Genomic DNA, 26486 nt, shown 5'->3' with positions numbered 1-26486 from the left:
CTACTGTGGACTGTTGCCGGTGATCGATCCGTACCGCTGCAACGCCACCTGACGCTCCTCGGCGTGCTCGACCATCGGAACGGGGTAACCCTCCGGTCGCTCTTTCAGCACATGCACTGCTTTTCCCGCGACACCACGCAGCTCCGGTACGTAGCGTCGCACGTAGTCTCCCTGCGGATCGAACTTCTGCCCCTGGGTGGTGGGATTGAAGATCCGGAAGTACGGCGCGGCGTCCGTCCCGCTGCCGGCGACCCACTGCCAGTTCAGCTGGTTCGACGCCAGGTCGCCGTCCACCAGGTGGCGCATGAAGTGCCGGGCACCCCACCACCACGGCAAATGCAGGTCCTTCACCAGGAAACTCGCCACGACCATCCGGACCCGGTTGTGCATCCAGCCCTCGGCCAGCAGCTGCCGCATACCGGCGTCGACGATCGGGAACCCGGTGCGCCCGGCACACCACAGTTCGAACGCCTCCCGCGCCGGTGCTCCGGTGTCGTGGCGCATCCGGTCGAAGCGGCGATCGTAGTTCTCCCTCGCGGTTTCCGGGCGATGCCAGAGCACATCGGCGTGGAACTCACGCCAGCACAGCTCCCCGCGCAGCGCCTGCGCACCCTCGGACGAATCGCCGGCCAGATCGGCCAGCATCGTGCGCGGGTGAATGTTCCCCCACCGCAGGTAGGCCGACATCCGGGTGGTGCCCTCGTGATCGGGACGGTCCCGTTCCTCGGCATAGTGCGCGATTCCGTCGTCGAGGAACTCCTGCCACACCTCCAGCGCGGCCGCCTCCCCGGCCGCGGGCTGCCGCATTCCGCCCAGCGCGGGCGATTCCGGTATTCCCCCCGACTTCCGCGGCGGCACCCAGTCCACTGTGGACGCGGACGTGTCCGCCGGTCGCGGCCAGCCGTGCCGGTCCCAAGCCCGGCGGAACGGAGTGAACACGCGGTAGGGGCTGCCGTCGGGTTTCGTGACCCGGCCCGGCGTGACGGCGTACGGCGACCCGGTCGCCACCCACTCGATACGGTGCTCCGCCAAGGCTTTCGCCACTGCCTCATCGCGACGGCGGCCATACGGGCCGAGATCGGCGGTGACGTGCACCGCGGACGCGCCGATTTCCCTTGCCGCCGCCACGACCTCGCGAACCGGATCACCACGGCGCACCAGCAGCCTGCCCCCGAGCGCGGCGTCCAGCGCACGCAACGAGTCCAGCAGGAAAGCCGTCCGCGGCGTCCCCGCGGGCTGCAGCAGCCGCTCGTCCAGGACGTACAACGCCAGCAGGTGCTTGCTGTGCCCGGCCGCGGTCAGCAGGGCGGCGTGGTCGGCCAGCCGCAGATCGCGGCGGAACCACAGCACCGCGGGCGCTTCCATCGTCATGCCCGGCAACGATAATCGCCCCGCCGTGCACGAGCACGACGGGGCGATCGGGAAAAGCTCGCTCAGCGCTGCGAAATCGGCTGGTAGTCGCGCGAGGCGTGCCCGGTGTAGATCTGGCGCGGACGGCCGATCTTGGTCTGCGGGTCGTTGATCATCTCCCGCCAGTGCGCGATCCAGCCGGGCAGCCGGCCGAGCGCGAACAGCACGGTGAAGAACTTCGTCGGGAACCCGAGCGCCCGGTAGATCAGGCCGGTGTAGAAGTCCACGTTCGGGTACAGCTTGCGCTCGACGAAGTAGTCGTCGGACAGCGCGGTCTCCTCGAGCTTCTTGGCGATGTCGAGCAGCTGGTCGCCACCGGCGATCTTGCCGAGGATCTCGTCCGCGGTGTTCTTGATGATCTTCGCGCGCGGGTCGTAGTTCTTGTAGACCCGGTGCCCGAAGCCCATGAGCTTGACACCTTTTTCCTTGTTCTTCACGCGGTTGACGAACGACGCCACGTCGCCGCCCTCGTCGCGGATGCCCTCGAGCATGTCCAGCACCGCCGCGTTGGCCCCGCCGTGCAGCGGGCCGAACAGCGCGTTGATCCCGGCGGACACGCTCGAGAACAGGTTCGCCTCGGACGAGCCGACCAGCCGCACGGTCGAGGTGGAGCAGTTCTGCTCGTGGTCGGCGTGCAGGATGAACAGCAGGTCCAGCGCCTTGGCGACCTCCGGGTCGACCTCGTAGGGCTCGGCAGGGAACCCGAAGGTCATCCGCAGGAAGTTCTCCACCAGGCCGAGCGAGTTGTCCGGGTACAGCAGCGGCTGGCCCACGGACTTCTTGTAGGCGTACGCGGCCAGCGTCGGCACCTTCGCCAGCAGCCGGATGGTGGACAGCTCCACGTTCGGTTCGTCGAACGGGTTCAGCGAGTCCTGGTAGAAGGTCGACAGCGCGGAGACGGCGCTGGAGAGCACCGGCATCGGATGCGCGTCGCGCGGGAACCCGGAGAAGAACGCCTTCAGGTCCTCGTGCAGCAGCGTGTGGCGCTGGATCCGCTCGCTGAAGTCGGCGAGCTGGGTCTCGGTCGGCAGCTCACCGTAGATCAGCAGGTAGGACACCTCGATGAAGGTGGACTTCTCGGCCAGCTGCTCGATCGGGTAGCCGCGGTAGCGCAGGATGCCCGCGTCGCCGTCGATGTAGGTGATGGCCGAGGACGCGGCACCCGTGTTGACGAACCCGGGGTCGTAGGTGATGTACCCGGTCGAGGCCAGCAGCTTGCCCAGTTCGATCCCCGGCGCACCTTCCACCGGATGGACGACCTTGAATTCGTGCTCGCCGTTCGGCAGGCGCAGCGTCGCGGTTTCGCCGCCGGACTGCCCCGCATTCGTCGCGTCGGACATGCAGGTCCCTCTCACGTTGGGCACGGGCCGGCGGCGCCTGCGGGTTCCGCAGGTAGCCACGTGTTCACGCGAGGAAACACGCGCCTCGCTGCACACCGCCCCGCTGGGAATGAATTCACCACTACGCTAGTCGAAAGGTGGGCCGGTGCGCACTCGATGCGTTGCCCCCGACGGCCCCTTTGGGACCAGGTTCACACACGGGTTCACGCACAGGCTCACCCAGTGGTTCACACACTGGCCGCCATGTCCGCCGCGGTCGGCGGCTCCGCACCGCTGCGCGAGACGGTGATCGACGCCGCTTTCGCCGCGTAGGCGAGCGCTTCCCGCCACTGCTCGGCGCCGAGCGCGGCCGGCTCGGTGACCTCGTGGTGGTGCAACCAGGCGAGCAGGGCACCCTGCACGGTGTCGCCCGCGCCGATCGTGTCCACTACGGCCACCGCACGGGACGGAACGTGGGCCAGCTCACCCGCGGCGGTGATCACGGACAGCCCCTCGGCGCCACGGGTCAGCACCACGGCGTCCACACCGGACTCCACCCAGCCATGCGCGGCCACCACCGGATCAGCACCCTCGGCCAGCCACGCAGCGTCGTCGTCGGAGATCTTCAGCAACCGGACATCGGGCAGCCACGACGCGAACCGTGCCCGGTAGGCAGCCGGATCCGAGATGAGTGCTTCCCGGATGTTCGGATCGAGCGCGGTCAGCGTGCCGCGTGCCGACTCCCTGCGCAGCATCGCCTCGTACGCACTCGCGCCCGGTTCCAGCACCATGCCGAGCGTGCCGAGCGAGAGCGCGGTGGTCTCCGCCGGCAGCGGGCCCGGGTCGGCGAACAGCCGGTCGGCGGTGCCCTCGACGTAGAATGTGTAGTGCGCGCCACCACGTTCGTCGAGCGCCACCACGGCGAGCGTGGTCGGCTCCTCACCACGCTGCAGCAGCGAAGTGCCCACGCCGGACGCGGCGAGCCGGTCCACGAGCGCACCGCCGAACCGGTCGGTGGACACCCGCGACAGGAACGACGCGGGCACGCCGAGCCGCGCGGTCGCCAAAGCGACGTTGTACGGTCCGCCACCGAGCCGGGGCAGCAGTGCGCGCAACCCACCGTCCACAGTGGAATCCAACGGTTCACCCGGTACGAGGTCGACCAGCGCCTCTCCACCCACCACGATCACGGCGCGAGTGTAGAGGACGTACGGATGACAAAGCCTGTCCACGAAGACGCGGTGGCCGAACGTCAGTCCTGCTTGGTCAGTCCGCCCAGCAGCAGTTCGCCCAGCGCGGTGAAGGCCTCGGCGTCGGACACGTCGATGCGCCGCGCGAGTACGCCGGTCTGGATGCCCTCCACGATCAGCCCGGTCATCTCCGCGACGAGCCGGGCGTGCACGTCCCGGAACACCCCGTCGGCCACGCCCTTGTCGATGAACGCCCGGATCCGGCGCGCGGCGACCCGACTGTTGAGCTGATAGGTGTCGCGAGCGGGCGCGAACTCGGCGATGTCGGTCATGAACACCGCGGAAGCCCGGTTCAGGTGCTCGGCCACGCCGGCGAGGTACTGGCCGATCAGCTCGCGAGCGTCGGAGATCCCCGCGATCCGTCCCTCGATGCGCTCCGCGGCCCCGCGGAAGTAGTGCGCGACGACCTTCACCGCCAGCTGCTCCTTGCTCGGCGCGAGGGCGTACAGGGTCGACTTGGAGCAGCGGAGGCGGGCAGCGAGGTCGTCCAGGGTGAAGGCCGCGAACCCCTCTGCCAGGAACAGGGTCTCGAGCTCGGCCAGCAGCGCCCGCTGCCGCGCGGTGGGCCGGCGGCGGACTTCAGGTGCGGACATCTGGTCACTATCTCCTATATCTCGAGGACGCCGCCGCTCCCGGTGCGGTACTGTAGAACAGCCCTCAGTACTGTTTTGAGTACTCCAGCTGGAGGATCCCATGCCGGTGGAACGGCTGCTGCCCACGTCGGAGGCGGAAGACCTGCTCAAGCTCGTCACGGAAATCGCCCACGAGGAGCTGAAGCCGCGCGCGTCGGCGGACGAGGAGGCCGAGCGCTTCCCGCGGGACCTGTTCACCCTGATGGGCAAGTCCGGGCTGCTGGGCCTGCCGTATCCGGAGCGCTGGGACGGCGGCGGTCAGCCGTACGAGGTCTACCTGCAGGCGCTGGAGGAGATCGCGGCCGCGTGGATGAGCGTCGGCGTGGGGCTGTCCGTGCACACGATGTCGTGCTACGCGCTGGCCGAGTACGGCACGCGCGAACAGCGCGACCGCTGGCTGCCCGACATGCTGGGCGGTGAGCTTCTGGGCGCGTACGCACTGTCGGAAAGCCAGGCGGGCTCCGACGCGGCCGCGCTGTCCACCCGCGCGCGGCGCGACGGGGACAGCTACGTCGTCAACGGCACTAAGGCGTGGATCACGCACGCGGGCGTCGCGGACTTCTACACCACGATGGTGCGTACCAGCGACGACGGCGGTCACGGCATTTCGTGTCTCCTCGCCGATTCGTCGACTCCCGGCCTCTCGGCCGCGCCCCGCGAACGGAAGATGGGGCTCACCGGCTCACCGACCGCGCAGCTGCTGTTCGAGGACGCGCGGGTGCCGGTGGAACGGCTGATCGGCGACGAGGGCGCGGGGCTGAGGATCGCACTGTCGTCGCTGAGCTCCGGCCGGCTCGGGATCGCCGCGTGCGCGGTCGGGCTGGCACAGGCGGCGCTGGACGAGGCGGTGGAGTACGCGAAGGGCCGCAGCCAGTTCGGCCGTCCGATCATCGACTTCCAGGGCATGGAATTCCTGCTCGCGGACATGGCCGCCACGGTCGAATCGGCCCGCGCGACCTACCTCGACGCCGCCCGCCGCCGCGACCGCGGCCGCGACTTCCAGCGCCAGTCGTCGATCGCGAAACTCGTGGCCACCGACGGCGCGATGAAGGTGACCACGGACGCGGTCCAGATCCTCGGCGGAGCCGGCTACACGAGGGACTTCCCGGTCGAACGGTACTTCCGGGAGGCGAAGGTGCCGCAGATCTTCGAGGGCACGAACCAGATCCAGCGGATGGTCATCGCCCGGGCACTGAAGGAGGCTTGACCTCTCTGGCTGCGGAAAGTGTCGTACCCATCGCTTAGCGTGGCCACCATGGATGTCAGCACACTTCCGCACCGCTTGCTCTCGATCACGGAGTACCTCGCGCTCGGGGAGGTCGAGCCCGGCTACACGGAGCTCGTGGAAGGCCGCCTGGTCTTCTCGCCCACGCCCGGCGCGTGGCACAACCACGCGGCTGTTCAGCTTGCCCTCCAGCTGAAGGGGCAGCTACCAGCAGGCCATGCAGTGCTGCTCGGCCTCGACCTCGACCTGCGCCTCGCCCCGGACGGCGCGCCGGGGTTCTGCCGGCGGCCGGATCTCCTTGTCACCACGAGATCACCGGCGCGGAGCGTGGACGGCGAAGCACCGGTCCTGCGCGCGGACGAGGTCCCGCTCGTGATCGAGGTCGTCTCCGCCGGTTCGAAACGGACCGACCACGTCGCGAAACACCGTGAGTACGCCGACGCCGGGATCCCGTTCTACTGGATCCTCGACCTCGACGAGCCGATCTCCCTGGTCGCCTGCCACCAGGCGGGGGAACTCGGTTACCGGGACGCCCCGGCGGTCACCGGGACCTTCGCGACCGCCGAGCCGTTCCGGTGCGAGATCGACCTCCCCGCGCTCCTCGACTGACTGCGCGGGCTCAGCGTGCCTCGCGGTAGCGCCGGTCGGCCGCCACGCCCTCGCCGGTCGCCTCGTCGAACCGGTACACCTCACGGCCGCGGACGAAGACGCGCATCGCGCGGTTCATCACGTCCAGCGGGTCGCCCGACCACACCACCACGTCGGCGTCCAGGCCCGGGGCCAGCGAGCCGATCCGGTCGTCCAGGCCGAGCATCTGCGCCGGGTGCACGGTCAGTGCCTTCAGCGCGGTCTCCGGGTCCAGCCCGTCCTTGACCGCGAGCGCCGCCTGGTAGACCAGGAAGTTGATCGGGACCACCGGATGGTCGGTGGTGATCGCGATCTTCACCCCGGCCCTGGCCAGGATGCCCGCCGAACGCAGGCTGCGGTGGCGCAGCTCCACCTTCGACTTCGTGGTGAACAGCGGTCCGAGGATCACCGGGACGTCGCGTTCGGCCAGCAGGTCGGCGATCAGGTGACCTTCGGTGCCGTGGTTGATCACCAGTCGGTAGCCGAACTCCTCGGCCAGCCGGATGGCGGTGATCATGTCGTCCGCACGGTGCACGTGCTGGTCCCAGTACAGCTCGCCGTCGAGCACCTTGACCAGCGTCTCGTTGGTCAGATCGACCTCGAACGGCTTGCCCTCGCCCAGGGTGTGCTCGCGCTTGGCCTGGTAGTTGCGGGCCTTGGTGAACGCCTCCCGCAGGATCGCGGCCACCCCCAGCCTGGTCGAGGGCGTGGTCTTCTTTTCGCCGTAGACCCTTTTCGGGTTCTCGCCGAGCGCGCTCTTCACGCTCACCTGTTCGGCGAAGACCATGTCCAGGATGCTGCGGCCCCAGGTCTTCACGCCGATGGTCTGGCCGCCGATCGGGTTGCCCGAGCCCGGCTTGATCACCACGCTCGTCACGCCGCCGGACAGCGCGTCGTCGAAACCGGACTCGTACGGGTCGATGCCGTCGACGGCGCGGAACCGGGCGCCGTTCGGGTCGGTCATCTCGTTGGTGTCGTTGCCCGACCAGCCCTCGCCGTCCTCGTGCACCCCGAGGTGCGCGTGCGCGTCGACGAAACCGGGCAGCACCCAGCTGCCGGACGCGTCGATCAGTTCCGCGTCCTCCGGCACCTCGACGTCGGCCTCCGCGCCGACCTGGGAAATCCGGCCGTCCTCGAGCAGCACGGTGCCACCCTCGATCGGTGCCGAGCCGATGGGGACGACGTAGCCCCCCACAATCGCCTTGTAAGCCATAGTTCGACACGCTAACGAACTCAGCTCCGCGCGCGCACCCGGACCTTTTCCAAGTGCACGAGCTCGTGCACCCCCTCCGGCGTCCGATGCGTCTCGCGGTACCCGTTCCGGGCGTACAACCGCAGCGGGCCGGCCGAGAACTCCCCGGTGGTGAGCCGGAATGTGCGCACCGCGGCCGGGGCGGCGGCCTCGGCCGCGAGCAGCAGCGCGGTACCCAGCCCCTCGCACTGGCGGTCCGGAGCCACCGCGAGCCGGCCGATCTGCGCGGCGTCGCCGTGCACCCGCAGCCGCACGGCGGCCACGATCCGCGAACCGTCCCGCAGGCCCCACACCGTGACCGCCGGATCGGCGAACACCGCACGCACCTGCTCCAGCGTTTCCAGCAACGGCGGCAGATCGAGGTCGTGGTGCGCCCGCGCCTCGGCCAGGAACGCGGCCCGCTGCAGGGTGAGCAGCTCGCCCGCCGCGGTTTCCGGCAGCTGTTCGGGCGTCACCGGACGCGGATTCCCCAGCTGCCCGACCAGGAAGCCGCCGGTTCCAGCTCGATCAGGTCGGTGCCGGTGTTCAGCGCGTCCGCCGGGCAGGTCATCGGCTCGATGGCGACCGCGCGGCCACGGCCGGTCAGATCGTCCGGCGTGAACACCTGCACCCACCGGAAGTCCGGCCCGGTCCAGACCACCAGCTGCTGGTCGCCACGCGAGAGCACGTGGTGGTGCGTGCCGTCCGCGTCGAGTTCCAGCGCGCCGAACGCGGTGTCCAGATCGGCTTGCACGAGCGGCTTGCCCTGGCGGAAGTCGTACTCGGTACCGGCCACGTCCTGTTCCTCGGCGTAGGGCATCTGCTCCTCGCCCTCGTACGGCCGCACCCGCGACGCCGGCAGGGTCAGCGTCAGCTCGTCGGTGGGCACGTCGCCGATCCGGAAGTACGGGTGCGTGCCCACGCCGACGCCGATCGACTGCTCGCCCTCGTTGCGGATCTCGTGGGTGACCACCAGCTCACGCGGCTGCAGGTCGTAGGTGATCGTGGCGCGCAGCGGAACCGGCCAGCCGGGCTGCACCTCGACGTCGACCGCGAGGGTGATCGAGGTTTCGGCGTGCTCCAGCAGCTCCCATTCGAGGTGCCGGGTGAGCCCGTGGATGGCGTTGCCGCGCGCCTCCTCGGTGATCTCCAGCTGCTGGGTCTCACCCTCGAACTCCCACTGGCCGCCCTTGGTGCGGTTCGGCCACGGCAACAACACCTGGCCGAGTCCCTTCGGCGGCTTCTCGTCCTCGGCGAACGTTTCGACGTAGGGCACCCCGCCGACCTCGAAGGCACGCAGTCCGGCACCGATCTCGGTGACGACGGCGCGTGCGGTGCCGCGGGTGATCTCGAACTGCTCTCCGGTGGGGTTCGCCATGGGCCAGAGATTACCGGCCGGACTCCCCTTGCCGCGCTCAGTCGAACTAACTAGACCGGTCGTCATAGTTGGGCTACGGTGCGGGCATGGTCCACCGCACCGACACCCGGCGCCGGATGCTCGATTCGGCCGCGGAACTGTTCTGCACGCAGGGCTACCACGCCACCGGACTCACCCAGCTCGTCGCCGCGGGCAGGGCACCGAAGGGTTCGCTGTACTTCCACTTCCCCGGCGGCAAGGAGCAGCTGGCCGCCGAGGCCGTGCGGCTGTCCGGGGAGCGGCTGGGTGAACAGTTCCGCGAACTCACCGGCACCGCGCCCGATCCGGCGACCGGCCTCGACCGGATCATCGACGTCCTCGCCGCGGCGCTGGCCGGGTCCGGCTTCCGCGGTGGCTGTCCGATCGCGACAGTCGCGCTGGAAGCGGGCGAGAGCGAGCCGATCCGCACAGCCTGCGACGAAGGCTATTCCGGCTGGATCGACGGCCTGTCCGGCTATTTCGCCGGACACGGCCTGTCCGAGGACCGTGCGCAGTCACTGGCGACTGTGGTCATTTCCGCCATCGAAGGCGCTCTGCTGCTCGCCCGCACCCGCCGCGACGTCGCGCCGCTGCGAGCCGTAGCCGAGCACCTGCGTGCCACCGTCGAACGGGAGTTCTCCTGATGCGCGTGCACCATCTGAACTGCGGCACCCTGCATCCGCTCGGCGGCAGGCTGGTGGACGGCCGGCCGGGCCTGTTCCGGCGCGCCACCCTCGTGTGCCACTGCCTGCTGCTGGAAACCGGCACCGGGCTCGCGCTCGTCGAGACGGGCATGGGCTCGCCCGCCGTCGCCGACCCGGCCGGCTGGCTGGGCACGCGGTTCGCCCGCCTGATCAACCCGGCCACGGACGCCGCCGAAACCGCGGTGGCCCAGATCCGCACGCTGGGTTTCGACCCTGCCGACGTCCGCGACATCGCGGTCACCCACCTCGACCTCGACCACGCCGGCGGGCTGGTGGATTTCCCGCAGGCCCGGGTACACGTCTACGGCGCGGAGCTGGCCGCTTTCCGCACGGGCAATCCGCGTTACCGCGACGTGCAGTTCCGGCACGGTCCACAGTGGGTGTCCTATCCGGACGCCGGGGACGACTGGTTCGGCTTCTCCGCGGTGCGTGAGCTGGACGGCCTGCCGGGCGTCGCGCTGGTCCCACTCGCCGGGCACACCGCGGGGCACGCCGGGGTGGCCGTCGACACCGGGAACGGCTGGCTGCTCAACGCCGGCGACGCCTACTTCTTCCACGAGCAGATGGACGCCGAACCGCACTGCCCGCCGGTATTGGCTATGTTCGAGCGGCGAATGCAGACGTTGCCCGGACCGCGCCGGGAGAACCAGCGGCGGCTGCGGGAACTGCACCGGGACCATCCGGACGAGGTGAGCATGTTCGCCTCCCACGATCCGACCGGATTCACGCGGCTCAGCGAGAGGAGCAAGGCATGAAGGTGCACCACCTGAACTGCGGCACGATGCGGCCGCCGGGCGGGCGGCTTCTCGACGGCCAACCCGGGTACCTCCGGCGCAGTACGCTCGTGGCGCACTGCCTGCTGGTCGAAACCGCCGATTCGCTCGTGCTGGTGGACACCGGATTCGGCAGTCGCGGCGCCACCGATCCGCGCGGCTGGCTCGGCGCGCCGTTCGTGGCGATGGTGGGCGCGCGCCCTTCGGCCGAGGAATCCGCGGTGGCGCAGATCCGCGCGCTGGGCCACGATCCGGCCGACGTGCGGCACATCGTGATGACGCACCTGGACGTCGACCATGCGGGCGGGCTCGTCGATTTCCCGGACGCGACCGTGCACGTCCGTGCCGAGGAGCGCCGGGCCGCCGGGAACCCCAAGAGTTTCCCGGAGAAGACCCGGTACCGAGCCGGCCAGTTCGCGCACAGTCCACTGTGGAGCACGTACGAGGAGACCGGCGAGAACTGGTTCGGCTTCGACGCGGTCCGGCCGTTGCGCGGGCTGCCACCCGAGATCCTGCTGATCCCGCTGAGCGGGCACACCGACGGCCACGCCGGTGTGGCGATCGACACCGGAGACGCCTGGCTCCTGCACGCCGGCGACGCGTACTTCTTCCACGGCGAGGTGGCCCCGGTGCAACCGCACTGCCCGCCCGGAATGCGAGCGTTCGCGAACGTCAACCAGATGGACGGCCGCGCCCGCCGTGCGAACCTCGCCCGGCTGCGCGCCGTGGCCCGCGACCACACCGACGAGGTGACCGTGTTCAGCGCACACAGCCCGGTGGAGCTGCAGGCACTACGTCGCTGACTCGTCCACAGTGGAGTCTTCCAGTTCGGCTTCGCGCGCGTGCCGGCTCCGTCCGGTCAGGCGCAGTATCCCGTAGGCGGCCACCAGCACGACGAAGAACGGGATACCGAACTTCCACGCGGGATCGAGTCCTTCGACCCAGAACGTGGAAACCAGTACCGCCGCGAGGAAAACGAGAACAACGTAGTTGACCACCGGCGCGCCCCACAGCCGGGCGGGCGAGGGTGGCAGGCCGGCCCGGCGGCGCCGCATGCGGAACGCCAGGTGCGTGATCAGGAGCAGTCCCCACACCACCATCGCGCCGAAGATCGAGATACCGAACATCACCAGATAGGCGTCGGAATCGGAGTTCTTCGACAGCACCGTCGCGATGATCAGCCCCGCGGTGGAAAGGACGAGCGCGTTGCGTGGTACCCCGGAGCGGGTCAGCTTGCCCGTCCAGGCCGGCGCGAGCCGGTGCTCGGCAAGGGAATGCAGCATGCGCGTGGTCAGGTAGAGGTTCGCGTTCGCGCTGGAGAGCGCCGCGGTGAGCACGACGAAGTTCATCACCGTCGCCGCGGCGGGCACACCGGCCGCGGCGAAGACCCGCACGAACGGGCTCGCGTTGATCGAGCCGCCCGCACCGGTCACCGTCCACGGCACCACGAGCACGACCACCAGCATCGCCGCGACGTAGAACACGGCCAGCCGCAGCACCATCGCCCGCGACGCGCGCGGAATGTCCCGCGCCGGGTCCTCCGATTCGGCTGCGGTGACCGACACCAGTTCGGTGCCGATGTAGCTGAACAGCACGAAGACCATCGCCAGCAGCAGACCGGACACCCCGTGGGGCAGGAAGCCGCCACCCACGGTGAGATTCGCGACCCCCGGCGCCGGCGCGTGCGGCAGGCCGAAGAACACGAGAATCAGGCCGAGCACTACGAACACCGCGATCGCGCACACCTTGATCATCGAGAACCAGTATTCGAACTCGCCGAACACGTGCACCGCGGCCGCGTTGACCACGACGACCAGCAGCGAGAACACCGCGACCGGCAGCCACAACGGGATCTGCGGCCACCAGTACTGCACGTAGACCCCGGCCGCGATGGTCTCGCCGCCGATCGCGATCACCTGCATCGCCCAGTAGGCCCAGCGCACGACGAATCCGCTGCCCGCGCCGAGGTACTTCTGCGCGATCGCGCCGAACGCGCCCGGGACCGGGTGCACCACCACCATCTCCGCGAGCGCCCACGAGATGACCAGCGCGACGAGTCCACACAGGACATAAGCGAGCACCACCGAGGGCCCGGCGTGCGAGATGGCCAGGCTGGAACCGAGGAACAGGCCGGTGCCGATGGCTCCGCCGATCCCGATCATGGTCAGCTGCCTGCTGCGCAGCCTGCGCTGCAGCCGGTGCGGGGACGGGGACTCGGGCATGGCTGCTCCTACCGGCTCGACCGGTGCTCGGCGATCGCGCGGACCACGGTATCCAGGTCGGACTCGTCGTTGTAGTAGTGCAGCGACATGCGCAGGACGTCACCGCGTGCGCTGCACACGATCCTCCGCTCGGCGAGGAAGGCCGCCAGCGCGTCGGGGTCGTCGTCGGCCAGTGCGACGAGTGGGCCACGCCGGGCTTCGTCCACCGGGGACCGAAGCCGTTCCCCGGCCTCGAGCAGTCGTTCCTGCAGCTGCCCGGTCAGCGCGCGGAGGCGGTCGCGGACTCGCACCGCGTCGAGCTGGTGGATCAACGAGAGCCCCGCGACCGCGCCGTACGCCGAAGGAATCGAGGGCGTACCGGTCTCGAACCGGCGAGCGTGTTCGGGGTGGTCGAGATGCCGTGGGTCGAACTCGAACGGGTTCGTCCGGCCGAACCAGCCGGTCAGCGGCGGCGGCACCGCGTCGCGCAGTCCGGGCCGCACGTACAGGAACGCGATACCGGAGATGCCCAGCAGGTACTTGAGGCTGCCGCTGACCAGGTAGTCACAGCCGAGCCGGGTGACGTCGACCGGTTCGACGCCGAGGCCCTGATAGGCGTCGACGAACGTCCGCGCGCCGCGTTCGCGTGCCAGCTCGGCGATCTCCGACACCGGGAACCGCAACCCGTTGGCATAACTGATCAACGGGACGGACACCAGCCGGGTGTCCTCGCCGATCAGGGCAGCGTAGTCCTCGACGTCGACCAGTCCATTGTGGTGCGCGGCGAAGCGGACGTCGGCGCCACGGTCCTGCTGCGCGAGCCAGACATGGGCGATGGAAGGGAATTCCAGGTCCGTGGTGACCAGTCCGGGCTGCCGGCTCCAGGACTGGGTGGACGCGACCTGGTAAGCACCTTCCGACGCGGACGGCACCACAGCGATGTCGTCCGGGCCCGCGCCGATCAGCCGGGCAAACGCCTCGCGTGCCTCGGCGACCTTCGCCATCCACCGGTCCCAGGGCGCTCCGTACTCCCGGATGGTGTGCTGGAACTCGGAAAGCTCGGCGGTCAGCGCGTCGGAAAGGGCGCCCTGACTGCAGCTGGCCAGGTGCACCGTGTCGGCGAAAGCCGGGAAGTGCCCCCGGAATTCGGCCGGGCTGGGATGGTCGGTCACGATCCTCCGTTCAGTAGCTGGGCGGGGTGACGGCCACGAGAAAGGTGGCCGGGCCGGATCCGTCGTTGCGGTAACGGTGCGGGAGCCGGGAGTCGAAGTAGCACGAATCGCCCTCGGCCAGACGGTGTTCGGCCCCGTCGACCTCGACCACGAGCACTCCACGGGTCACCACGACGCATTCCTCGGACGGGTGCGTCCACGACCGTCCGGACGACACGCCACCCGGGCGCAAGGTCCCTTCGAGCAGTTCGAGCCGTCCGGAACCGGGAGACACGCGCTCGTAGGAGATCTCCCCGTGCGGCGACTGCTGCTTCAGCCTGCGGTCTTTGCGCACCACGGCCACCGCGGCCTTCTCCGGTTCGGCGAACAGGTCGAACAACGGGGTCTCCAGCGCTTTGGCGAGCACCCTGGCGGTCTGCAGACTGGGATCGGTGAGCCCGCGTTCAACCTGACTGATCAGGCCGGTGGAGACCCCGGCCCGCGCCGCCAGCTCCCGGATCGACAACGCTTTCGCCATGCGCAAAGCGCGGATACGGTCGCCGAGACCGCCGACCTCACCCTCCGCCATGGTCATTGCCGAACCGTCCTCGTGCGTCTTCCATCAGTACGGCTGAACACGGTACTGTAGAGAGTGACTATCGCTCTGTCAACGCCCGTCATGAACCCGCGATGGAGAGGACGCAGCCATGAGCACCGCCGCCGGAACCGCGGTCGACCAGCTTCTGACCCAGCTCGCCGAGGGCAGGCTGCGGATCGTCGATCTCACCACCAGGCTCAGCGCCGACACGCCGACCCTGCGGCTGCCCGAGCCGTATGCGAACCTCGTCGATTTCAGTCTCGAGGAGGTCAGCGCGTTCGACGACGCCGGTCCACTGTGGCGTCACCACAACATTCACACCGGTGAGCACATCGGTACCCACCTGGACGCGCCGCGGCACTGGATCTCCAACCGCGACGGCGCGGACACCGCGGCGGTGCCGGTCGCCCGGCTGATCGGCCCGGCACACGTGCTCGACGTGTCCGCGCGCGTCACCGAGGACCCGGATTTCCTGCTGCAGGTCGAGGACATCCGCGCGTGGGAGGGCGAGCACGGCCCGCTGCGTCCCGGCGGCTGGCTGCTGGTGCGCTCCGGCTGGGACCGCTACGGCCACGACCGCGAGGCCTTCCTCAACACGACCGACGGGGTGAGTCACACCCCGGGCATTTCGGCCGAGGCAGCGCGCTGGCTCGCCGAGGAGTCGCCGATCGCCGGCTACGGCGTGGAAACCGTCGGCATCGACGCGGGCAACGGGTTCGCGCTCGACCCGCCGATGCCCGCGCACCACCATCTGCTGGGCGCGGACAAGTACGGCGTCACCTCCTTGCAGAACCTCGCCCTGCTGCCACCCACGGGCGCGCTCGTCGTGGTCTGCCCGCTGCCGATCGTCGGCGGAACCGGCAGTCCGGCCCGGGTCCTCGCCGTCGTACCGTCCACTGTGGAGAGCTGACCGTGGACGTGGCACAGGCGGTCGGGATGGCGCTGGGCGCCTTCGGCGTGCGGCGGGCCTTCGGCGTGGTCGGGAGCGGGAACTTCCACTTCACGAACGGGCTCGTCCGCGGCGGCGTCGAGTTCGTCGCGGCCCGGCACGAGGGCGGCGCCACCACGATGGCCGACGCCTACGCCCGGTGCAGTGGTGAGGTGGCGGTCGTGTCGGTGCACCAGGGGTGCGGGCTCGGCAACGCGACCACCGGGCTCGGCGAGGCGGCCAAGAGCCGTACCCCGCTGCTGGTGGTGACCGGCGAGGCCACCGATCCACTGTCCAACTTCCACATCGACCAGGACGGCCTCGCCCGGTCCGTCGGCGCCAGCAGTGTGCTGGTCCGCTCCGCGGGGACCGCACTCGCCGACGTGCGGCGCGCCTACACCCAGGCGCGCCGGGAACGACGCACTGTCCTCTTGCGACTTCCCTTGGACGTTCAGGCGGAACAGTTCGACGAGCAGCTCCTCGACGGGCTGGCTCCGATCGAACCGCTGCCGTATCCGGTCGCGTCCGAGGTGGACGTCGACGCGCTTGCTTCGGCGTTGCGGCAGGCGAAGCGGCCGGTCTTCCTGTGTGGCCGTGGCGCCCGGTCAGCCCGGGAATCGTTGCTGGAGCTGGCCGATCTCAGCGGTGCGTTGCTCGCCGAAGGAGCGGTCGCGAAAGGACTGTTCGCCGGTCAGCAGTGGGCGATCGGAGTGTCCGGCGGCTTCTCCTCGCCGCCGGCGGCGGAACTCATCCGCGGCGCCGATCTCGTGGTCGGCTGGGGTTCGGCGCTGAACGACTGGACGACCGCGCACGGACAGCTGCTCGGCAGCGAGGCGACACTCGTCCAGGTCGATCTGGAGCCGGCCGCGATCGGGCGGCACCGCCCGGTGTCCCTTGGCATCCTTGGCGACGTCGGCGAAACCGCGCAGGCCGTGACACGGCGACTGGTGGACGAAGCCCACCACAGCAAGGGCTATCGCGCACAGCCCGTGACCGGCCTGCACTGGCGCGACCAGCCGTACGAGGACGCCGGCACCGAGCACGTGATCGACCCGCGCACGCTGTCGATCGCGCTGGACGAGTTCATTCCGGACAACCGGGTGATCGGCGTGGATTCGGGGAATTTCATGGGCTTTCCCACCATGTACCTCGACGTGCCGGACGAGAACGGGTTCTGCTTCACCCAGGCGTTCCAGTCGATCGGGCTGGGCCTGGCGACCACGATCGGCGCGGCGCTGGCCCAGCCGGCCCGTTTCCCGGTCGCCGCGTGCGGGGACGGCGGATTCCTCATGGGCATCGCAGAACTCGAGACCGCCGTGCGGCTCGAGCTGCCGATGCTGATCGTGGTCTACAACGATCACGCCTACGGCGCCGAGGTGTACTTCTTCGAGCCCGACGGCCATCCCGCGGACACGGTCACGTTCCCCGACACCGACCTGGCGGCGATCGCCCGCGGCTACGGCTGCGACGCGGTGACCGTCCACACGCGAGCCGACCTGACGGAGGTGGCCGACCGGGTCGCGGCCGGGCTCACCCGTCCGCTGGTGGTGGACGCGAAAATCGCCGGCTTCAGCGCCTGGTGGCACCGGGCGGCGATGACCCGGCACTGAGCCGGGCGAGCACCACGTCCGACAGGTCGCCACCGCCGCCGACGTCCAGCCGGGCCAGGAACTGGTCGACGGTGCATGCACCTCCGCGACACGGCTCCGTCCACGGTCAGCCACGGCGGCAACGTCGGGCAGGCTCCGTACTGACGCATTACGCGCGGACGGAAAGTCCGATCACCACGCTTCCTTGGCTGGCGTTGAAGGATCCGGGCTCTGGCCCACTCCGGTGGCCTGGTTCCGCTGCTCGCCGGCACGCCCACTGGCGACAAGTCGACAGTCGCCTCGCGGGCTCACGCGGCACGCCGGTCCAGTGCCCGTTTCACCAGCCAGTTCACCAGCCACAGCAGGACCCCTACGGCCAGCAGGATGCCCGCGACCCGGTAGTCCTGCGCCGGGCGGCCCGAGAACGGGCTCACCAGGTACAGGCAGCACACCGCGGCCAGCACCGGGACCACGGTCGGGGCGCGGAAGTGCCGGTGGGACATCTTGTCGCGGCGCAGGATCAGCACGGCGATGTTGACGACGGCGAACACGACGAGCAGCAGCAGCGCCGTGGTACCGCCGAGTGCGCTGATGTCCGCGAAGGACACCAGGACGATCGCGATCAGGCTGGTGAACACGATCGACACCCACGGCGTGCGGCGGACCGGGTGCACCCGGCCGAAGACCGGCGGCAGCACCCGTTCGTTCGCCAGGCCGTAGAGCAGCCTGCTGGCCATCAGCATGTTGATCAACGCCGAGTTGATCACCGCGAACAGGCCGATCGCGGAGAAGACCTCGCGCGGGAACCCCGGTGCGCCCACGTCGAGGACCTTCAGCAGGGCGTCGCTCTCGGCCGCGGCCAGGTCGCCTGCCGGGACGAGCAGGGACGACGTCACCGACACCAGCACGTAAATCGTCGCGGCGATGACCATCCCCCAGAGCATCGCGCGGGGGAAGATGCGGACCGGATCGTGGCATTCCTCGGCCATGTTGACCGAGTCCTCGAACCCCACCATCGCGAAGAACGCCAGCGACGTCGCCGAGGTGATGGCCACCAGCCACGTCTTGTCCGCGGTGTCGATCTCGACCAGCCGGGCCGGTTCACCGTCGCCGTTGAGCACCGCCCACACGCCGACGCCGATGATGATCAGCAGCCCGGCCAGCTCGATGCAGGTGAGCACCACGTTGGCCTTGACCGATTCGCCCACGCCGCGGAAGTTGATCAACGCCAGCAGGACCACGAAGGCGATCGCGACCAGCACCGTCGGCAGCTTCACGAACGCGGCGAGGTAGGTCGCCCCGAAGGCGACCGCGGCCGAGGACGCCGACGTGATGCCGGAGCACATCACCGCGAACGCGACCATGAACGTCAGGAACGGCACCCCGAACGCCTTGTTCGCATACAGCGCCGCGCCGGCCGCCCGCGGGTACTTGCCGACCAGTTCGAGGTAGCTGAACGCGGTCATGAACGCGACCACGAACGCCAGCAGGAACGGCAGCCACAGCGCCCCGCCGACCCGGCCGGCGACCTGCCCGGTCAGCGCGTACACCCCGGTACCGATGATGTCGCCGACCACGAAGAACAACAGCAGCTTCGGCCCCATGACCCGCCGCAGCCGCGGTTCCTCCGCCCGCGGTGCCCCCACGCTCACGTCCGTCATGGGCGGTCAGTCTGCCTCGCCGGGCCGGGTGCGGAAAGTCGATCAGGCTCCGGTGACGGCGGTGTGCACCAACGGGACCATCATCTGCTGCGTCATCTTGGCCGGGCCGGTGTAGTTGACGAGCACCGGGACGCCGTTCGCGACCTTCGCGGCGGCGAGCGTGGCGGTCTTCCGGCCGTCCAGGTAGTACACCGCGCCGTCCGGGAAGCCAGGCACGTCCACCGCACCGGCCTTGGCCTTCTTGATCGCGGCGATCATGTCCGCGGGCTTGGCCTGGCGCCCCTCGTACCGGGTCACCGCGAGCGCGCCGGCCTGCTTGTCGCCGACCAGGTACTCACAGCTGGTGGCCTTGCCGCCGTTGTTCGCGTTGGCCTCGGTCGGCCCGGTCTTCGCGGTCACGCCGGGAATGTTGATCGCCTTGCCCACCTCGTTCGCGGACAGCAGCGAGCAGGTGTCCCCGGTCTTCCCCGGCTTTCCGGCCGGAGCGGACGACGAGGACGCCGGGGCGGACGACGACGGCTGGGGAGCGGCGGCCTGCTGATCACCCGAGGAACAGGCGGCGAGAGCGGCGGCGGCGACCAGCAACGCGATCGGTAAGGCACGCATGCCGCGCATACTAGGCCGTTCGGAGCAACGCCGGCGGGCCCGGTCCGCGACAGCACCCGCCACCAGTACGGGAGCACGGCGATCGCATGCACCTCACGCAGCGGCCGCTCGGCCCCGCGACGGCCGACCCACGCGGCGGTCACGGTGGCAGCCCACCCGACCGCGACGGCCGGCCTCACGCCGTGGCGGCGAGCCTCACGCCCCGGCGGCCCGCGCGACGGCCGGCCTCACGCGGTGGCGGCGACGTCGTCCTCCTCGGCGGGGGCCCGGTAGCGCCAGAACGCCGGGAGCACCAGCATCGCCGCCAGGACCAGGACGATCACCAGCAGTCCGCCGCCGGTGGCCGTGACGGCGGTGCCCCAGGCGGCCGCCGCCCAGCCGTGCGTGAGGTCGGCGATACGCGGGCCACCCGCGACCACCACGGTGAACACGCCCTGAAGCCGCCCGCGCATCTCGTCGGTGGTCGCCGTCTGCAGGATCGCCTGGCGGTACACCGCGCTGACCATGTCGGCCGCACCGGCGAGCGCCATGAACACCACCGCGAGCCACAGCGAATGGGCGAGCCCGAAGGCCGCGACCGCGGCACCCCACAAGCAGATCGACACGACCACCGCGACGCCGTGCCGGTACACCCGGTGCAGCCAGCCGGAGAACAGCCCGATCAGCATGGCGCCGGCCGGCAGCGCCGCGTAGAGCAGTCCGAGCGCCGGGCCGCCGCCGGGCGGGTCGCCGAAGGTGCGTTCGGCCATTTCCGGGACCAGTGCCCGCGGCATCCCGGCGACCATCGCGATGATGTCCGCCACGAACGACGCGAGCAGGACCTTTCTCGTGGCCAGGTAACGGAAACCGTCGATCACCGAGCGCAGCCCGGCACCCCGCGACGTGTCGCCGAGCGGCGGGATGGCGGGCAGCCGCCACACCGCGAGCAGCGTGATCAGCAGGGCACAGACATCCACCAGGTACAGCGTGGACAGGCCGATCACCGGGATCAGCGCGCCGCCGAACAGCGGGCCGAACACCGCGCCGAAGGTGGACATCGTGGTGTTCAGCGCGTTCGCCGAGGGCAGCAGCGCAGCCGGCACGAGCCGTGCGACGACCGCGCCGCGGGTGGGCATGTTGATCGCGAAGAACGCCTGGTTGGCGGCCAGCAGCCCGAGCACCAGCCACACCGAGTGGACCCCGGTGAAGGCCTGCAGCCACAGCAGCGCCGAGGTGATCGTGACGCCGACGTTGGTGATCAGCAGCAGCTTGCGCCGGTCGACCGCGTCCGCGATCGCGCCACCCCAGAGGCCGAACACGAGCAGCGGCACGAGCGCCACCGCGCCGCTGAGGCCGACATAGCCGGACGAGCCGGTCAGGTCGAAGAGTTGTTTGGGTACCGCGACCGCGGTCAGCTGCGAACCGACCGCGGTGACCGCGGTCGACATCCAGAGCCGCCGGAAGGCCGGGATCTTGAGCGGACGCGTGTCGACGATAATCCGGCCGAGAAGCTTCCGGGCTCCGCTGCGGGGCGGCGACGACCCCCGTTCAGAACTCACGACCCCAGACTTTAGCCATGCTAATCAACGGCGAGCCAGGTGATTTCGCCCTCCCGAGTGGCGAGACCGGCATCGCCACTCACAGGGGCACGGGTGATCAGGGGGCGAGGCGCTCCACGTGCCAGCCGTCGTGTGTGCGGTGGAAGCGGAGACGGTCGTGCATCCGGTCCTCGCGGCCCTGCCAGAACTCCACGAAGTCGGGGCGGACCCGCCAGCCACCCCAGTGCGGCGGCGCCGGAATCCGGTCGACCTCGCCGAACCGGCGTTCGACCGTGCGCAGCGCGTTGTCCAGCGCCCGGCGGCCGTCGACCACCCGCGACTGCGGCGAGGCCCAGGCCCCGAGCTGCGACCCGCGCGGGCGCTGGGCCCAGTAGGCGGCCGTCTCCTCGGCGCCGACCTTCTCCACCTCGCCACGCACGGTGACCTGGCGGTGCAGCGGGTACCAGGGGAAAGTCACCGAGGCGTAGCGCGTCGCGGTGAGGTCGTGGCTCTTGGCCGAGGTGTAGTTGGTGTAGAACACCACGCCGCGCTCGTCGAGTCCCTTGCACAGCACGGTGCGGGAGGAGGGCCTGCCCTCGGCGTCGGCGGTGGCCAGCACCATCGCGTTGGGCTCGGCGAGTCCCTCGGAGACCGCCTGGCTCAGCCAGCTCTGCAGCTGCTCGGTCCACGTCGAGGCCAGCGCCGACTCGTCGAACGGCGCGCCGTCGTAGGCCACCCGCATGCCGGGCAGGCGCACGACCGCGTCCGTCACGTCGGCCGCCTCGTCGATCTCCGGTGTCATCCGGCCCACCCTCTCATCGTCCCTGGCAGGGGTCTCGGCTCACGGGTATCCGCCGACGGTATTGGCTCACCGTGCGCGGCGAAACCCACCGAACGGTGACTCCTGACACGCCGCGGGCCGGATCGATCCAGGTCACCGACGGGTGATCGCGGCGAGCATCAGCGCCCGCAGCTCCGCGCTCACCTCTTCGACCGGCAGCGGCGGCTCGTGCGCCTGCCATTCGCGCAGCAGCCCGGTCGCGGCGCCGACGAGAGCGATCGCGGTCAGCCGGTAGTCACGGTCGGGCACGAGGCCGGCGGCCGCGCCCCGGCGGACCTCGGTCTCGATGAAAGCGGCCCAGCGGTCGACCCAGACCTGGTGCTGTGCTTCCAGCTCCGGGCTCACCCCGACCGCTTCCACGTAGTTGAGCCGCGGCATCCGGGGGTCGACGGTCACGGTGGCCACGAACACGTCCAGCAGCCGGGCGATCCGGGTCATCGCGTCGGCGTCGGCGACCTCGTCCAGCGCGGCGGAGACGTGCCGCAGCGCGAGCGAGTTGATCCGGTCGTGCAGGGTGCGCAGTACTTCTTCGAGGCCGGCGAACTCCTCGTAGAAGTTCCGCGTGGACACCGCGGCCCGGCTGCACAGCTGGGTGATCCGCGTCCGCCGGAAACCGTGGTCGGTGAAGAGTTCGAGTGCCGCGGTCAGCAGCCGCTCCCGCCGCTCGGCTCGCCTGCGCTCGGGTGGGACGCCACCGTACGTACGGGCCACAGGTCCCCTTCCCACCAATGAAAATATCCATGACCAGAAGTGCGCACGCACGCCTGCCAGGGCACGAATTTCTAGCAGTAGTCGCTTTCGAAGGAACAACGAGGTCCCGGGCAGCCGAGACCGCCGGGTGGCGAAGACGGCCCCGATCGCATTTGTGGTCCACAGTGGACTCAGCGGACCCACGGCGCCGATTTCCCGGCCGCGCACGATCTGGACGACCGGCCAATCGGAACGTGCAGCCGCAGTGCGGACCACCGCCGCGGTTGGTCCGCACGACACGGCGCGCCCACCCCGGGCAACCCGCCGTTCACCTCCGCTCGCCGGAGAACTTGCCGTCCGGGCGACGGCTGGGCTGAATCGTTCTCGGAATCGTGACCGAAACCACCACTTCTTCCGTTGCCCCGGGGTGGGTCGGAGGAGCATGGTTTGTCCACCGTGCGATGAGGCGCGCCAGGAGCCAGCGTGTATCCCGTCCGCGCGCGTGAGTACACAGCCGGGGAAATGCGCATCGAAAGGGTTTCTCGAGAGTGACTACCTCCACGACCAGCAAGACCGAACAGGCCGACGACGGCTTCCGGCCGGGGCTCGAAGGCGTCGTCGCGTTCCACACCGAGATCGCCGAGCCCGATCGGGACGGCGGTGCGCTGCGTTACCGCGGCGTGGACATCGAGGACCTCGCGGGCAAGGTGACCTTCGGGGACGTATGGGGCCTGCTCGTCGACGGCCGGTTCGGACAGGGCCTTCCGCCCGCCGAGCCGTTCCCGCTCCCGGTGCACACCGGGGACGTCCGGGTCGACGTCCAGTCGGCGCTCGCCATGCTCGCGCCGATCTGGGGCTTCCAGCCGCTGCTCGACATCACCGACGACCAGGCCCGCGACCAGCTGGCCCGTGCCTCGGTGATGGCGCTGTCCTACATCGCCCAGTCCGCGCGCGGGCTGAACGAGCCCGCGGTGCCGCAGGCACGGGTGGACGAGGCGTCCTCGATCACCGAGCGGTTCCTCGTCCGCTGGCGCGGCGAGCCGAATCCGGACCACGTCAAGGCGCTCGACGCCTACTGGGTCTCGGCTGCCGAGCACGGGCTCAACGCGTCCACCTTCACCGCCCGCGTCATCGCCTCCACCGGCGCCGACGTGGCCGCCTCGCTCTCCGGCGCGATCGGCGCGATGTCCGGGCCGCTGCACGGCGGGGCGCCTGCCCGGGTGCTGCCGATGATCGAGGAGGTCGAACGCACCGGCGACGCGACCGGCCTGGTCAAGGGCATCCTCGACCGCAAGGAGCGGTTGATGGGCTTCGGTCACCGCGTCTACCGCGCGGAGGACCCGCGGGCCCGCGTGCTGCGCCGCACCTGCAAGGAACTGGGCGCGGAACGCTTCGAGGTCGCCGCCGCGCTGGAGCAGGCGGCGCTGACCGAGCTGCGGGAACGCCGCCCGGATCACCCGATCGAAACGAACGTGGAGTTCTGGGCCGCGGTGATCCTGGACTTCGCGCAGGTCCCGCCGCAGATGATGCCCTCGATGTTCTCCTCCGCCCGTACCGCGGGCTGGGCCGCGCACATCCTGGAGCAGAAGAAGACCGGCCGGCTCGTCCGTCCGTCGGCGAAGTACGTCGGACCGGCCCCGCGCAAGCCGGGCGACGTCGAAGGCTGGGACAGCGTCACCAAGCACTGACCCCGTTCACCGCCGTGAAGGCCTTTTCCAGGGATTCCCCGGAGGAGGCCTTCACGGCGTTTCAGCGTTCGCGGGCCTTGGTCGTGGCGAGCATGGCGGTCAGCTGGTCCACCAGCCAGCCGTCCAGTTCTTCGCGCGGCACAGTGCCTTCCTGCAGCCACGACAGCAGTGCGCCTTCCACCACGGCGGTCCAGCAGCGCAACGTGAGCAGCACGAGAGCCGAAGGCTCGGCGATTCCCAGCGACTCGAGGATCAGCGTCACCGCACGGTTGCGCACCTCGTCGATCGCCGCGTCGGTTTCCGACGTCGCGATGACGGAACCACTGCGCAACAGGGCGACATAGCCCGCCCGGTAGTGCGCGACGACGTCGATGAGACCACGCACGGCTGCGCGCACCCGCACTTCCGGCGGACCTTCCTCCAGCGTCGCCAGCCCGTCGACGAGCCCGTCGGTCACCGTGCGCAGCGCCTGCACCTGCAGTTCGCGCAGGCTTCGGAAGTAGCGGTAGAACAGCGGCCGCGACACCCCGGCGTGCGCGATGATGTCGTCCACTGTGACCAGTTCCGGAGCCCGGCTGCCGAACAAGTCCAGCGCCGAGGCGATCAGGTCGGCGCGCCGGGCCTGCGGGGTCATCCGGCGCGGCCGGCTCACGGCGTGACGTCCAGCTTCGCCGCCGCACGCAGCAGTCCGGGCGTCAGTCGCGAAAGGACATACGCCACCTTCGCTTCCGGAGTGGACGGTTGCACCGCGATGTTCTTTTCCACTGCGCGCAGAATGTCCCGAGCGACCTTTTCCGGGCCGAAGTTACGCCGTGCGTACAGCTTCGAGGACGCCTTCTGCCGCCGCCGCTGTTCCTCGGCGTCCACGCCGACGAACCGGGTCGTGCCGGTGATGTTGGTGTTCACGATGCCGGGGCACACCGCCGTGACCCCGATGCCCTCGGCCGCCAGCTCCGCACGCAAGCCGTTGCTCAGCGCCAGCACCGCCGCTTTCGTGGTGCCATAGGCGGTCAGAATCTTCGACGGCAGGTAGGCCGCGGCAGACGCGAGGTTCACGATCTGCCCGCCCTCGGCACGTTCCTTCATCATCGGGGCGAAGGCGCGGCAGCCGTGGATCACTCCCCACAGGTTCACGTCCACGACCTTTTCCCAGTCCTCGACAGTCGTGTCGGTGAAGGAGCCGGACATGCCGATTCCCGCGTTGTTCACCACGATGTCGGGGACGCCGAAATCGGCGGCCACCTGCCCGGCGAACCGCGCCACCGCTTCTCCGTCAGAAGAGTCCACTGTGTACGAACCCGCGGCGGATCCCTTTTCCTGCACCAGTTTCGCGGTCTCTTCGGCGGTGTCCGCATTGAGGTCGGTCACCACGACATCGGCCCCTTCGGCAGCGAAGGCCAGCGCTGTCTCCCGGCCGATGCCGCTGCCCGCACCGGTGACCACGACGAGCTGATGCGCAAAACGACCACGCATCGGGTTCCCCGTCCGCGCCCGTTTCAGCGCCCGGCTTTCCTCGCCGGTTTCCACGTAGGCAACCAGTTCGGCCGCCGCGGCGGCGATCACTTCCGGCTTGCCACGCGCGACCCAGTGCGAGCCGACGACCCGCCGGATCCACAGGTCCGGCACCCAGCGCTGGACCTCGGTCTGCAGCGGGGTGGTCACGTAGGCGTCGCCGGTCGGCGCGAGCACCTGCACCGGGATTTCCGCGGGACGCGGGTCCGGCCGGGCCATCCGCGAACCCATGTTGGCGCGGTAGAGCTTCAAGCCGTGCACGCCGTCCGCGACCGAGGGCGCCTTCTCGTCCGGTTCCAGCCGGCCGATCAGCGCCCGCATCGCCCCGGTGCGCCACATCAGTTCCGGGAGCACCGGAAGCTGGAAGAGCAGGATGTAGTACGAGTGCAGGAACTGCCGCAGCGCGTTCACCAGCCGCTTCGGTGACGGGCTGCTGAGCTGGTCGCGGAACCAGGCGCCGGCGTGGTCGAGGCTCGGCCCGGAAATCGAGGTGTAGGAGGCGATCCGCCCGCGCAGCCGGTCACCGGTGACCGCGTGCCAGGCCTGGATCGAGCCCCAGTCGTGCGCGAGCAGGTGCACCCGGCCCCGGGGCTGGACCTCGTCCACCACCGCGGCCAGGTCGTCCACGAGCTGGTCGAGCAGGTACGCACGGCGCAGCCGCGGCTTGTCCGACTCACCGGCCCCGCGCACGTCGTAAGTCACCACGCGGTGTCGTCGCCCCAGGTCCGCGACCACGCCGTCCCACAGCGAGCTGTTGTCCGGGTAGCCGTGCACGAGCACGACAGTCGGCCCGTCCGGCACCCCGCGCACCCGGACCGAGAGGCGGACACCGTCACTGGCGATCACCTGCTTGTGAGACATGCCGTCATGTTAGACAACTAGTCAACAGTGGCGCCGGACCGACCACGTTCACCTCGACGGCGGTTGCCCTTCCCGC

The 26486-nt window shown here is 70.0% G+C and carries 25 protein-coding genes; 8 read left to right on the top strand and 17 right to left on the bottom strand.

What is annotated here, in order from left to right; all coding sequences use genetic code 11:
* The 4 genes from BJY18_RS27420 to BJY18_RS27405 form a co-directional block, all read right to left on the bottom strand.
* Nucleotides 1–1371 (bottom strand): cryptochrome/photolyase family protein, encoded by a 1371-nt coding sequence (locus BJY18_RS27420; RefSeq protein ID WP_184782811.1) that lies wholly within the window; start codon nt 1369–1371, stop codon nt 1–3.
* A gap of 62 nt (nt 1372–1433) precedes the next feature.
* Nucleotides 1434–2750: a citrate synthase gene (locus tag BJY18_RS27415; protein ID WP_184782810.1), complete on the bottom strand. Its 1317-nt coding sequence runs from the start codon at nt 2748–2750 to the stop codon at nt 1434–1436.
* Between the two features lie 227 nt (nt 2751–2977).
* Complete coding sequence (locus BJY18_RS27410; protein ID WP_184782809.1) at nt 2978–3919, bottom strand: carbohydrate kinase family protein; 942 nt, start codon at nt 3917–3919, stop codon at nt 2978–2980.
* 62 nt (nt 3920–3981) lie between these two features.
* Complete coding sequence (locus BJY18_RS27405; RefSeq protein WP_184782808.1) at nt 3982–4572, bottom strand: TetR/AcrR family transcriptional regulator; 591 nt, start codon at nt 4570–4572, stop codon at nt 3982–3984.
* A 100-nt stretch (nt 4573–4672) separates the two neighbouring features.
* Between BJY18_RS27405 and BJY18_RS27400 the strand changes: the two genes are divergently transcribed.
* Both BJY18_RS27400 and BJY18_RS27395 read left to right on the top strand, forming a co-directional pair.
* A complete protein-coding gene (locus BJY18_RS27400) occupies nt 4673–5818 on the top strand; it encodes an acyl-CoA dehydrogenase family protein (RefSeq protein WP_184782807.1) in 1146 nt (381 codons plus the stop codon).
* 48 nt (nt 5819–5866) lie between these two features.
* Nucleotides 5867–6445, top strand: coding sequence for a Uma2 family endonuclease (locus BJY18_RS27395; protein ID WP_184782806.1), 579 nt, complete (start codon nt 5867–5869; stop codon nt 6443–6445).
* 10 nt (nt 6446–6455) lie between these two features.
* On the opposite strand, the gene BJY18_RS27390 is transcribed toward BJY18_RS27395, so the two are convergent.
* From BJY18_RS27390 to BJY18_RS27380, 3 genes are read right to left on the bottom strand one after another with little or no spacing between them, the layout of a single operon-like run.
* On the bottom strand, nt 6456–7676 hold the full coding sequence (locus BJY18_RS27390) for an amidohydrolase (RefSeq protein ID WP_184782805.1): 1221 nt from the start codon (nt 7674–7676) through the stop codon (nt 6456–6458).
* A 20-nt stretch (nt 7677–7696) separates the two neighbouring features.
* Nucleotides 7697–8200: a GNAT family N-acetyltransferase gene (locus tag BJY18_RS27385; RefSeq protein ID WP_184784874.1), complete on the bottom strand. Its 504-nt coding sequence runs from the start codon at nt 8198–8200 to the stop codon at nt 7697–7699.
* Complete coding sequence (locus BJY18_RS27380; protein WP_184782804.1) at nt 8167–9072, bottom strand: aldose 1-epimerase family protein; 906 nt, start codon at nt 9070–9072, stop codon at nt 8167–8169. Before BJY18_RS27380 ends, BJY18_RS27385 begins: the two co-directional genes overlap by 34 nt.
* A gap of 86 nt (nt 9073–9158) precedes the next feature.
* Between BJY18_RS27380 and BJY18_RS27375 the strand changes: the two genes are divergently transcribed.
* The 3 genes from BJY18_RS27375 to BJY18_RS27365 are packed head-to-tail and all read left to right on the top strand — an operon-like array spanning nt 9159 to nt 11370.
* Nucleotides 9159–9734 carry a TetR/AcrR family transcriptional regulator gene (locus BJY18_RS27375; protein ID WP_184782803.1) on the top strand — a complete coding sequence of 192 codons (576 nt, stop codon included), beginning with the start codon at nt 9159–9161 and terminating at the stop codon, nt 9732–9734.
* Nucleotides 9734–10549 carry an MBL fold metallo-hydrolase gene (locus BJY18_RS27370; protein ID WP_184782802.1) on the top strand — a complete coding sequence of 272 codons (816 nt, stop codon included), beginning with the start codon at nt 9734–9736 and terminating at the stop codon, nt 10547–10549. Before BJY18_RS27375 ends, BJY18_RS27370 begins: the two co-directional genes overlap by 1 nt.
* Complete coding sequence (locus tag BJY18_RS27365) at nt 10546–11370, top strand: MBL fold metallo-hydrolase (protein ID WP_184782801.1); 825 nt, start codon at nt 10546–10548, stop codon at nt 11368–11370. Before BJY18_RS27370 ends, BJY18_RS27365 begins: the two co-directional genes overlap by 4 nt.
* Here the strand turns inward: BJY18_RS27365 and BJY18_RS27360 are convergent.
* Genes BJY18_RS27360 through BJY18_RS27350 form a run of 3 tightly spaced genes read right to left on the bottom strand, consistent with a single transcriptional unit; the run spans nt 11359 to nt 14514 of the window.
* Nucleotides 11359–12789 carry an amino acid permease gene (locus BJY18_RS27360; RefSeq protein WP_184782800.1) on the bottom strand — a complete coding sequence of 477 codons (1431 nt, stop codon included), beginning with the start codon at nt 12787–12789 and terminating at the stop codon, nt 11359–11361. The genes BJY18_RS27365 and BJY18_RS27360 overlap by 12 nt on opposite strands.
* Nucleotides 12790–12797: 8 nt before the next feature.
* Nucleotides 12798–13940, bottom strand: coding sequence for an aminotransferase class V-fold PLP-dependent enzyme (locus BJY18_RS27355; RefSeq protein ID WP_184782799.1), 1143 nt, complete (start codon nt 13938–13940; stop codon nt 12798–12800).
* A 10-nt stretch (nt 13941–13950) separates the two neighbouring features.
* The gene (locus BJY18_RS27350) at nt 13951–14514 is read right to left on the bottom strand and encodes a helix-turn-helix domain-containing protein (RefSeq protein ID WP_246458987.1); all 564 of its coding nucleotides are present in this window, start codon (nt 14512–14514) and stop codon (nt 13951–13953) included.
* Nucleotides 14515–14626: 112 nt separating this feature from the next.
* Between BJY18_RS27350 and BJY18_RS27345 the strand changes: the two genes are divergently transcribed.
* Together BJY18_RS27345 and BJY18_RS27340 are read left to right on the top strand one after the other, a co-directional pair.
* A complete protein-coding gene (locus BJY18_RS27345; protein ID WP_184782798.1) occupies nt 14627–15427 on the top strand; it encodes a cyclase family protein in 801 nt (266 codons plus the stop codon).
* A 2-nt stretch (nt 15428–15429) separates the two neighbouring features.
* Nucleotides 15430–17055, top strand: a complete 1626-nt coding sequence (locus BJY18_RS27340) for a thiamine pyrophosphate-binding protein (protein WP_184782797.1) — start codon at nt 15430–15432, stop codon at nt 17053–17055.
* 287 nt (nt 17056–17342) lie between these two features.
* On the opposite strand, the gene BJY18_RS27335 is transcribed toward BJY18_RS27340, so the two are convergent.
* The 5 genes from BJY18_RS27335 to BJY18_RS27315 all read right to left on the bottom strand — a co-directional run bounded on the left by BJY18_RS27335 (nt 17343) and on the right by BJY18_RS27315 (nt 22370).
* Nucleotides 17343–18695, bottom strand: a complete 1353-nt coding sequence (locus tag BJY18_RS27335; protein ID WP_184782796.1) for an APC family permease — start codon at nt 18693–18695, stop codon at nt 17343–17345.
* A 42-nt stretch (nt 18696–18737) separates the two neighbouring features.
* The gene (locus BJY18_RS27330) at nt 18738–19301 is read right to left on the bottom strand and encodes a DUF3558 family protein (RefSeq protein WP_312873973.1); all 564 of its coding nucleotides are present in this window, start codon (nt 19299–19301) and stop codon (nt 18738–18740) included.
* A gap of 227 nt (nt 19302–19528) precedes the next feature.
* Nucleotides 19529–20839: an MFS transporter gene (locus tag BJY18_RS27325; protein WP_184782794.1), complete on the bottom strand. Its 1311-nt coding sequence runs from the start codon at nt 20837–20839 to the stop codon at nt 19529–19531.
* 97 nt (nt 20840–20936) lie between these two features.
* Nucleotides 20937–21620 carry a pyridoxamine 5'-phosphate oxidase gene (gene pdxH, locus BJY18_RS27320; RefSeq protein ID WP_184782793.1) on the bottom strand — a complete coding sequence of 228 codons (684 nt, stop codon included), beginning with the start codon at nt 21618–21620 and terminating at the stop codon, nt 20937–20939.
* A 132-nt stretch (nt 21621–21752) separates the two neighbouring features.
* Nucleotides 21753–22370 carry a TetR/AcrR family transcriptional regulator gene (locus BJY18_RS27315; protein ID WP_184782792.1) on the bottom strand — a complete coding sequence of 206 codons (618 nt, stop codon included), beginning with the start codon at nt 22368–22370 and terminating at the stop codon, nt 21753–21755.
* Between the two features lie 527 nt (nt 22371–22897).
* Between BJY18_RS27315 and BJY18_RS27310 the strand changes: the two genes are divergently transcribed.
* Nucleotides 22898–24037 carry a citrate synthase 2 gene (locus tag BJY18_RS27310; protein ID WP_184782791.1) on the top strand — a complete coding sequence of 380 codons (1140 nt, stop codon included), beginning with the start codon at nt 22898–22900 and terminating at the stop codon, nt 24035–24037.
* A 61-nt stretch (nt 24038–24098) separates the two neighbouring features.
* Here BJY18_RS27310 and BJY18_RS27305 read toward each other — a convergent pair whose 3' ends face one another.
* Both BJY18_RS27305 and BJY18_RS27300 read right to left on the bottom strand, forming a co-directional pair.
* A complete protein-coding gene (locus BJY18_RS27305; protein WP_184784872.1) occupies nt 24099–24671 on the bottom strand; it encodes a TetR/AcrR family transcriptional regulator in 573 nt (190 codons plus the stop codon).
* Between the two features lie 14 nt (nt 24672–24685).
* Entirely contained in the window at nt 24686–26410 is a 1725-nt protein-coding gene (locus BJY18_RS27300) for an SDR family oxidoreductase (protein WP_221457979.1), read from the bottom strand.
* Nucleotides 26411–26486 lie beyond the last annotated feature (76 nt).

The sequence above is a fragment of the Amycolatopsis jiangsuensis genome, from assembly GCF_014204865.1.
GTDB lineage: Bacteria > Actinomycetota > Actinomycetes > Mycobacteriales > Pseudonocardiaceae > Amycolatopsis > Amycolatopsis jiangsuensis.
The sequence above is the reverse complement of the archived record's forward strand: the minus strand, read 5'-3'. Positions and strand labels throughout refer to the sequence as shown.

Coding starts and splice junctions, on each gene's coding strand:
- BJY18_RS27420 (WP_184782811.1), bottom strand. CDS start 1,371: ATGACGATGGAAGCGCCCGCGGTGCTGTGGTTCCGCCGCGATCTGCGG.
- BJY18_RS27415 (WP_184782810.1), bottom strand. CDS start 2,750: ATGTCCGACGCGACGAATGCGGGGCAGTCCGGCGGCGAAACCGCGACG.
- BJY18_RS27405 (WP_184782808.1), bottom strand. CDS start 4,572: ATGTCCGCACCTGAAGTCCGCCGCCGGCCCACCGCGCGGCAGCGGGCG.
- BJY18_RS27400 (WP_184782807.1), top strand. CDS start 4,673: ATGCCGGTGGAACGGCTGCTGCCCACGTCGGAGGCGGAAGACCTGCTC.
- BJY18_RS27395 (WP_184782806.1), top strand. CDS start 5,867: ATGGATGTCAGCACACTTCCGCACCGCTTGCTCTCGATCACGGAGTAC.
- BJY18_RS27390 (WP_184782805.1), bottom strand. CDS start 7,676: ATGGCTTACAAGGCGATTGTGGGGGGCTACGTCGTCCCCATCGGCTCG.
- BJY18_RS27380 (WP_184782804.1), bottom strand. CDS start 9,072: ATGGCGAACCCCACCGGAGAGCAGTTCGAGATCACCCGCGGCACCGCA.
- BJY18_RS27375 (WP_184782803.1), top strand. CDS start 9,159: ATGGTCCACCGCACCGACACCCGGCGCCGGATGCTCGATTCGGCCGCG.
- BJY18_RS27370 (WP_184782802.1), top strand. CDS start 9,734: ATGCGCGTGCACCATCTGAACTGCGGCACCCTGCATCCGCTCGGCGGC.
- BJY18_RS27365 (WP_184782801.1), top strand. CDS start 10,546: ATGAAGGTGCACCACCTGAACTGCGGCACGATGCGGCCGCCGGGCGGG.
- BJY18_RS27360 (WP_184782800.1), bottom strand. CDS start 12,789: ATGCCCGAGTCCCCGTCCCCGCACCGGCTGCAGCGCAGGCTGCGCAGC.
- BJY18_RS27350 (WP_246458987.1), bottom strand. CDS start 14,514: ATGACCATGGCGGAGGGTGAGGTCGGCGGTCTCGGCGACCGTATCCGC.
- BJY18_RS27345 (WP_184782798.1), top strand. CDS start 14,627: ATGAGCACCGCCGCCGGAACCGCGGTCGACCAGCTTCTGACCCAGCTC.
- BJY18_RS27335 (WP_184782796.1), bottom strand. CDS start 18,695: ATGACGGACGTGAGCGTGGGGGCACCGCGGGCGGAGGAACCGCGGCTG.
- BJY18_RS27330 (WP_312873973.1), bottom strand. CDS start 19,301: ATGCGTGCCTTACCGATCGCGTTGCTGGTCGCCGCCGCCGCTCTCGCC.
- pdxH (WP_184782793.1), bottom strand. CDS start 21,620: ATGACACCGGAGATCGACGAGGCGGCCGACGTGACGGACGCGGTCGTG.
- BJY18_RS27305 (WP_184784872.1), bottom strand. CDS start 24,671: ATGACCCCGCAGGCCCGGCGCGCCGACCTGATCGCCTCGGCGCTGGAC.
- BJY18_RS27300 (WP_221457979.1), bottom strand. CDS start 26,410: ATGTCTCACAAGCAGGTGATCGCCAGTGACGGTGTCCGCCTCTCGGTC.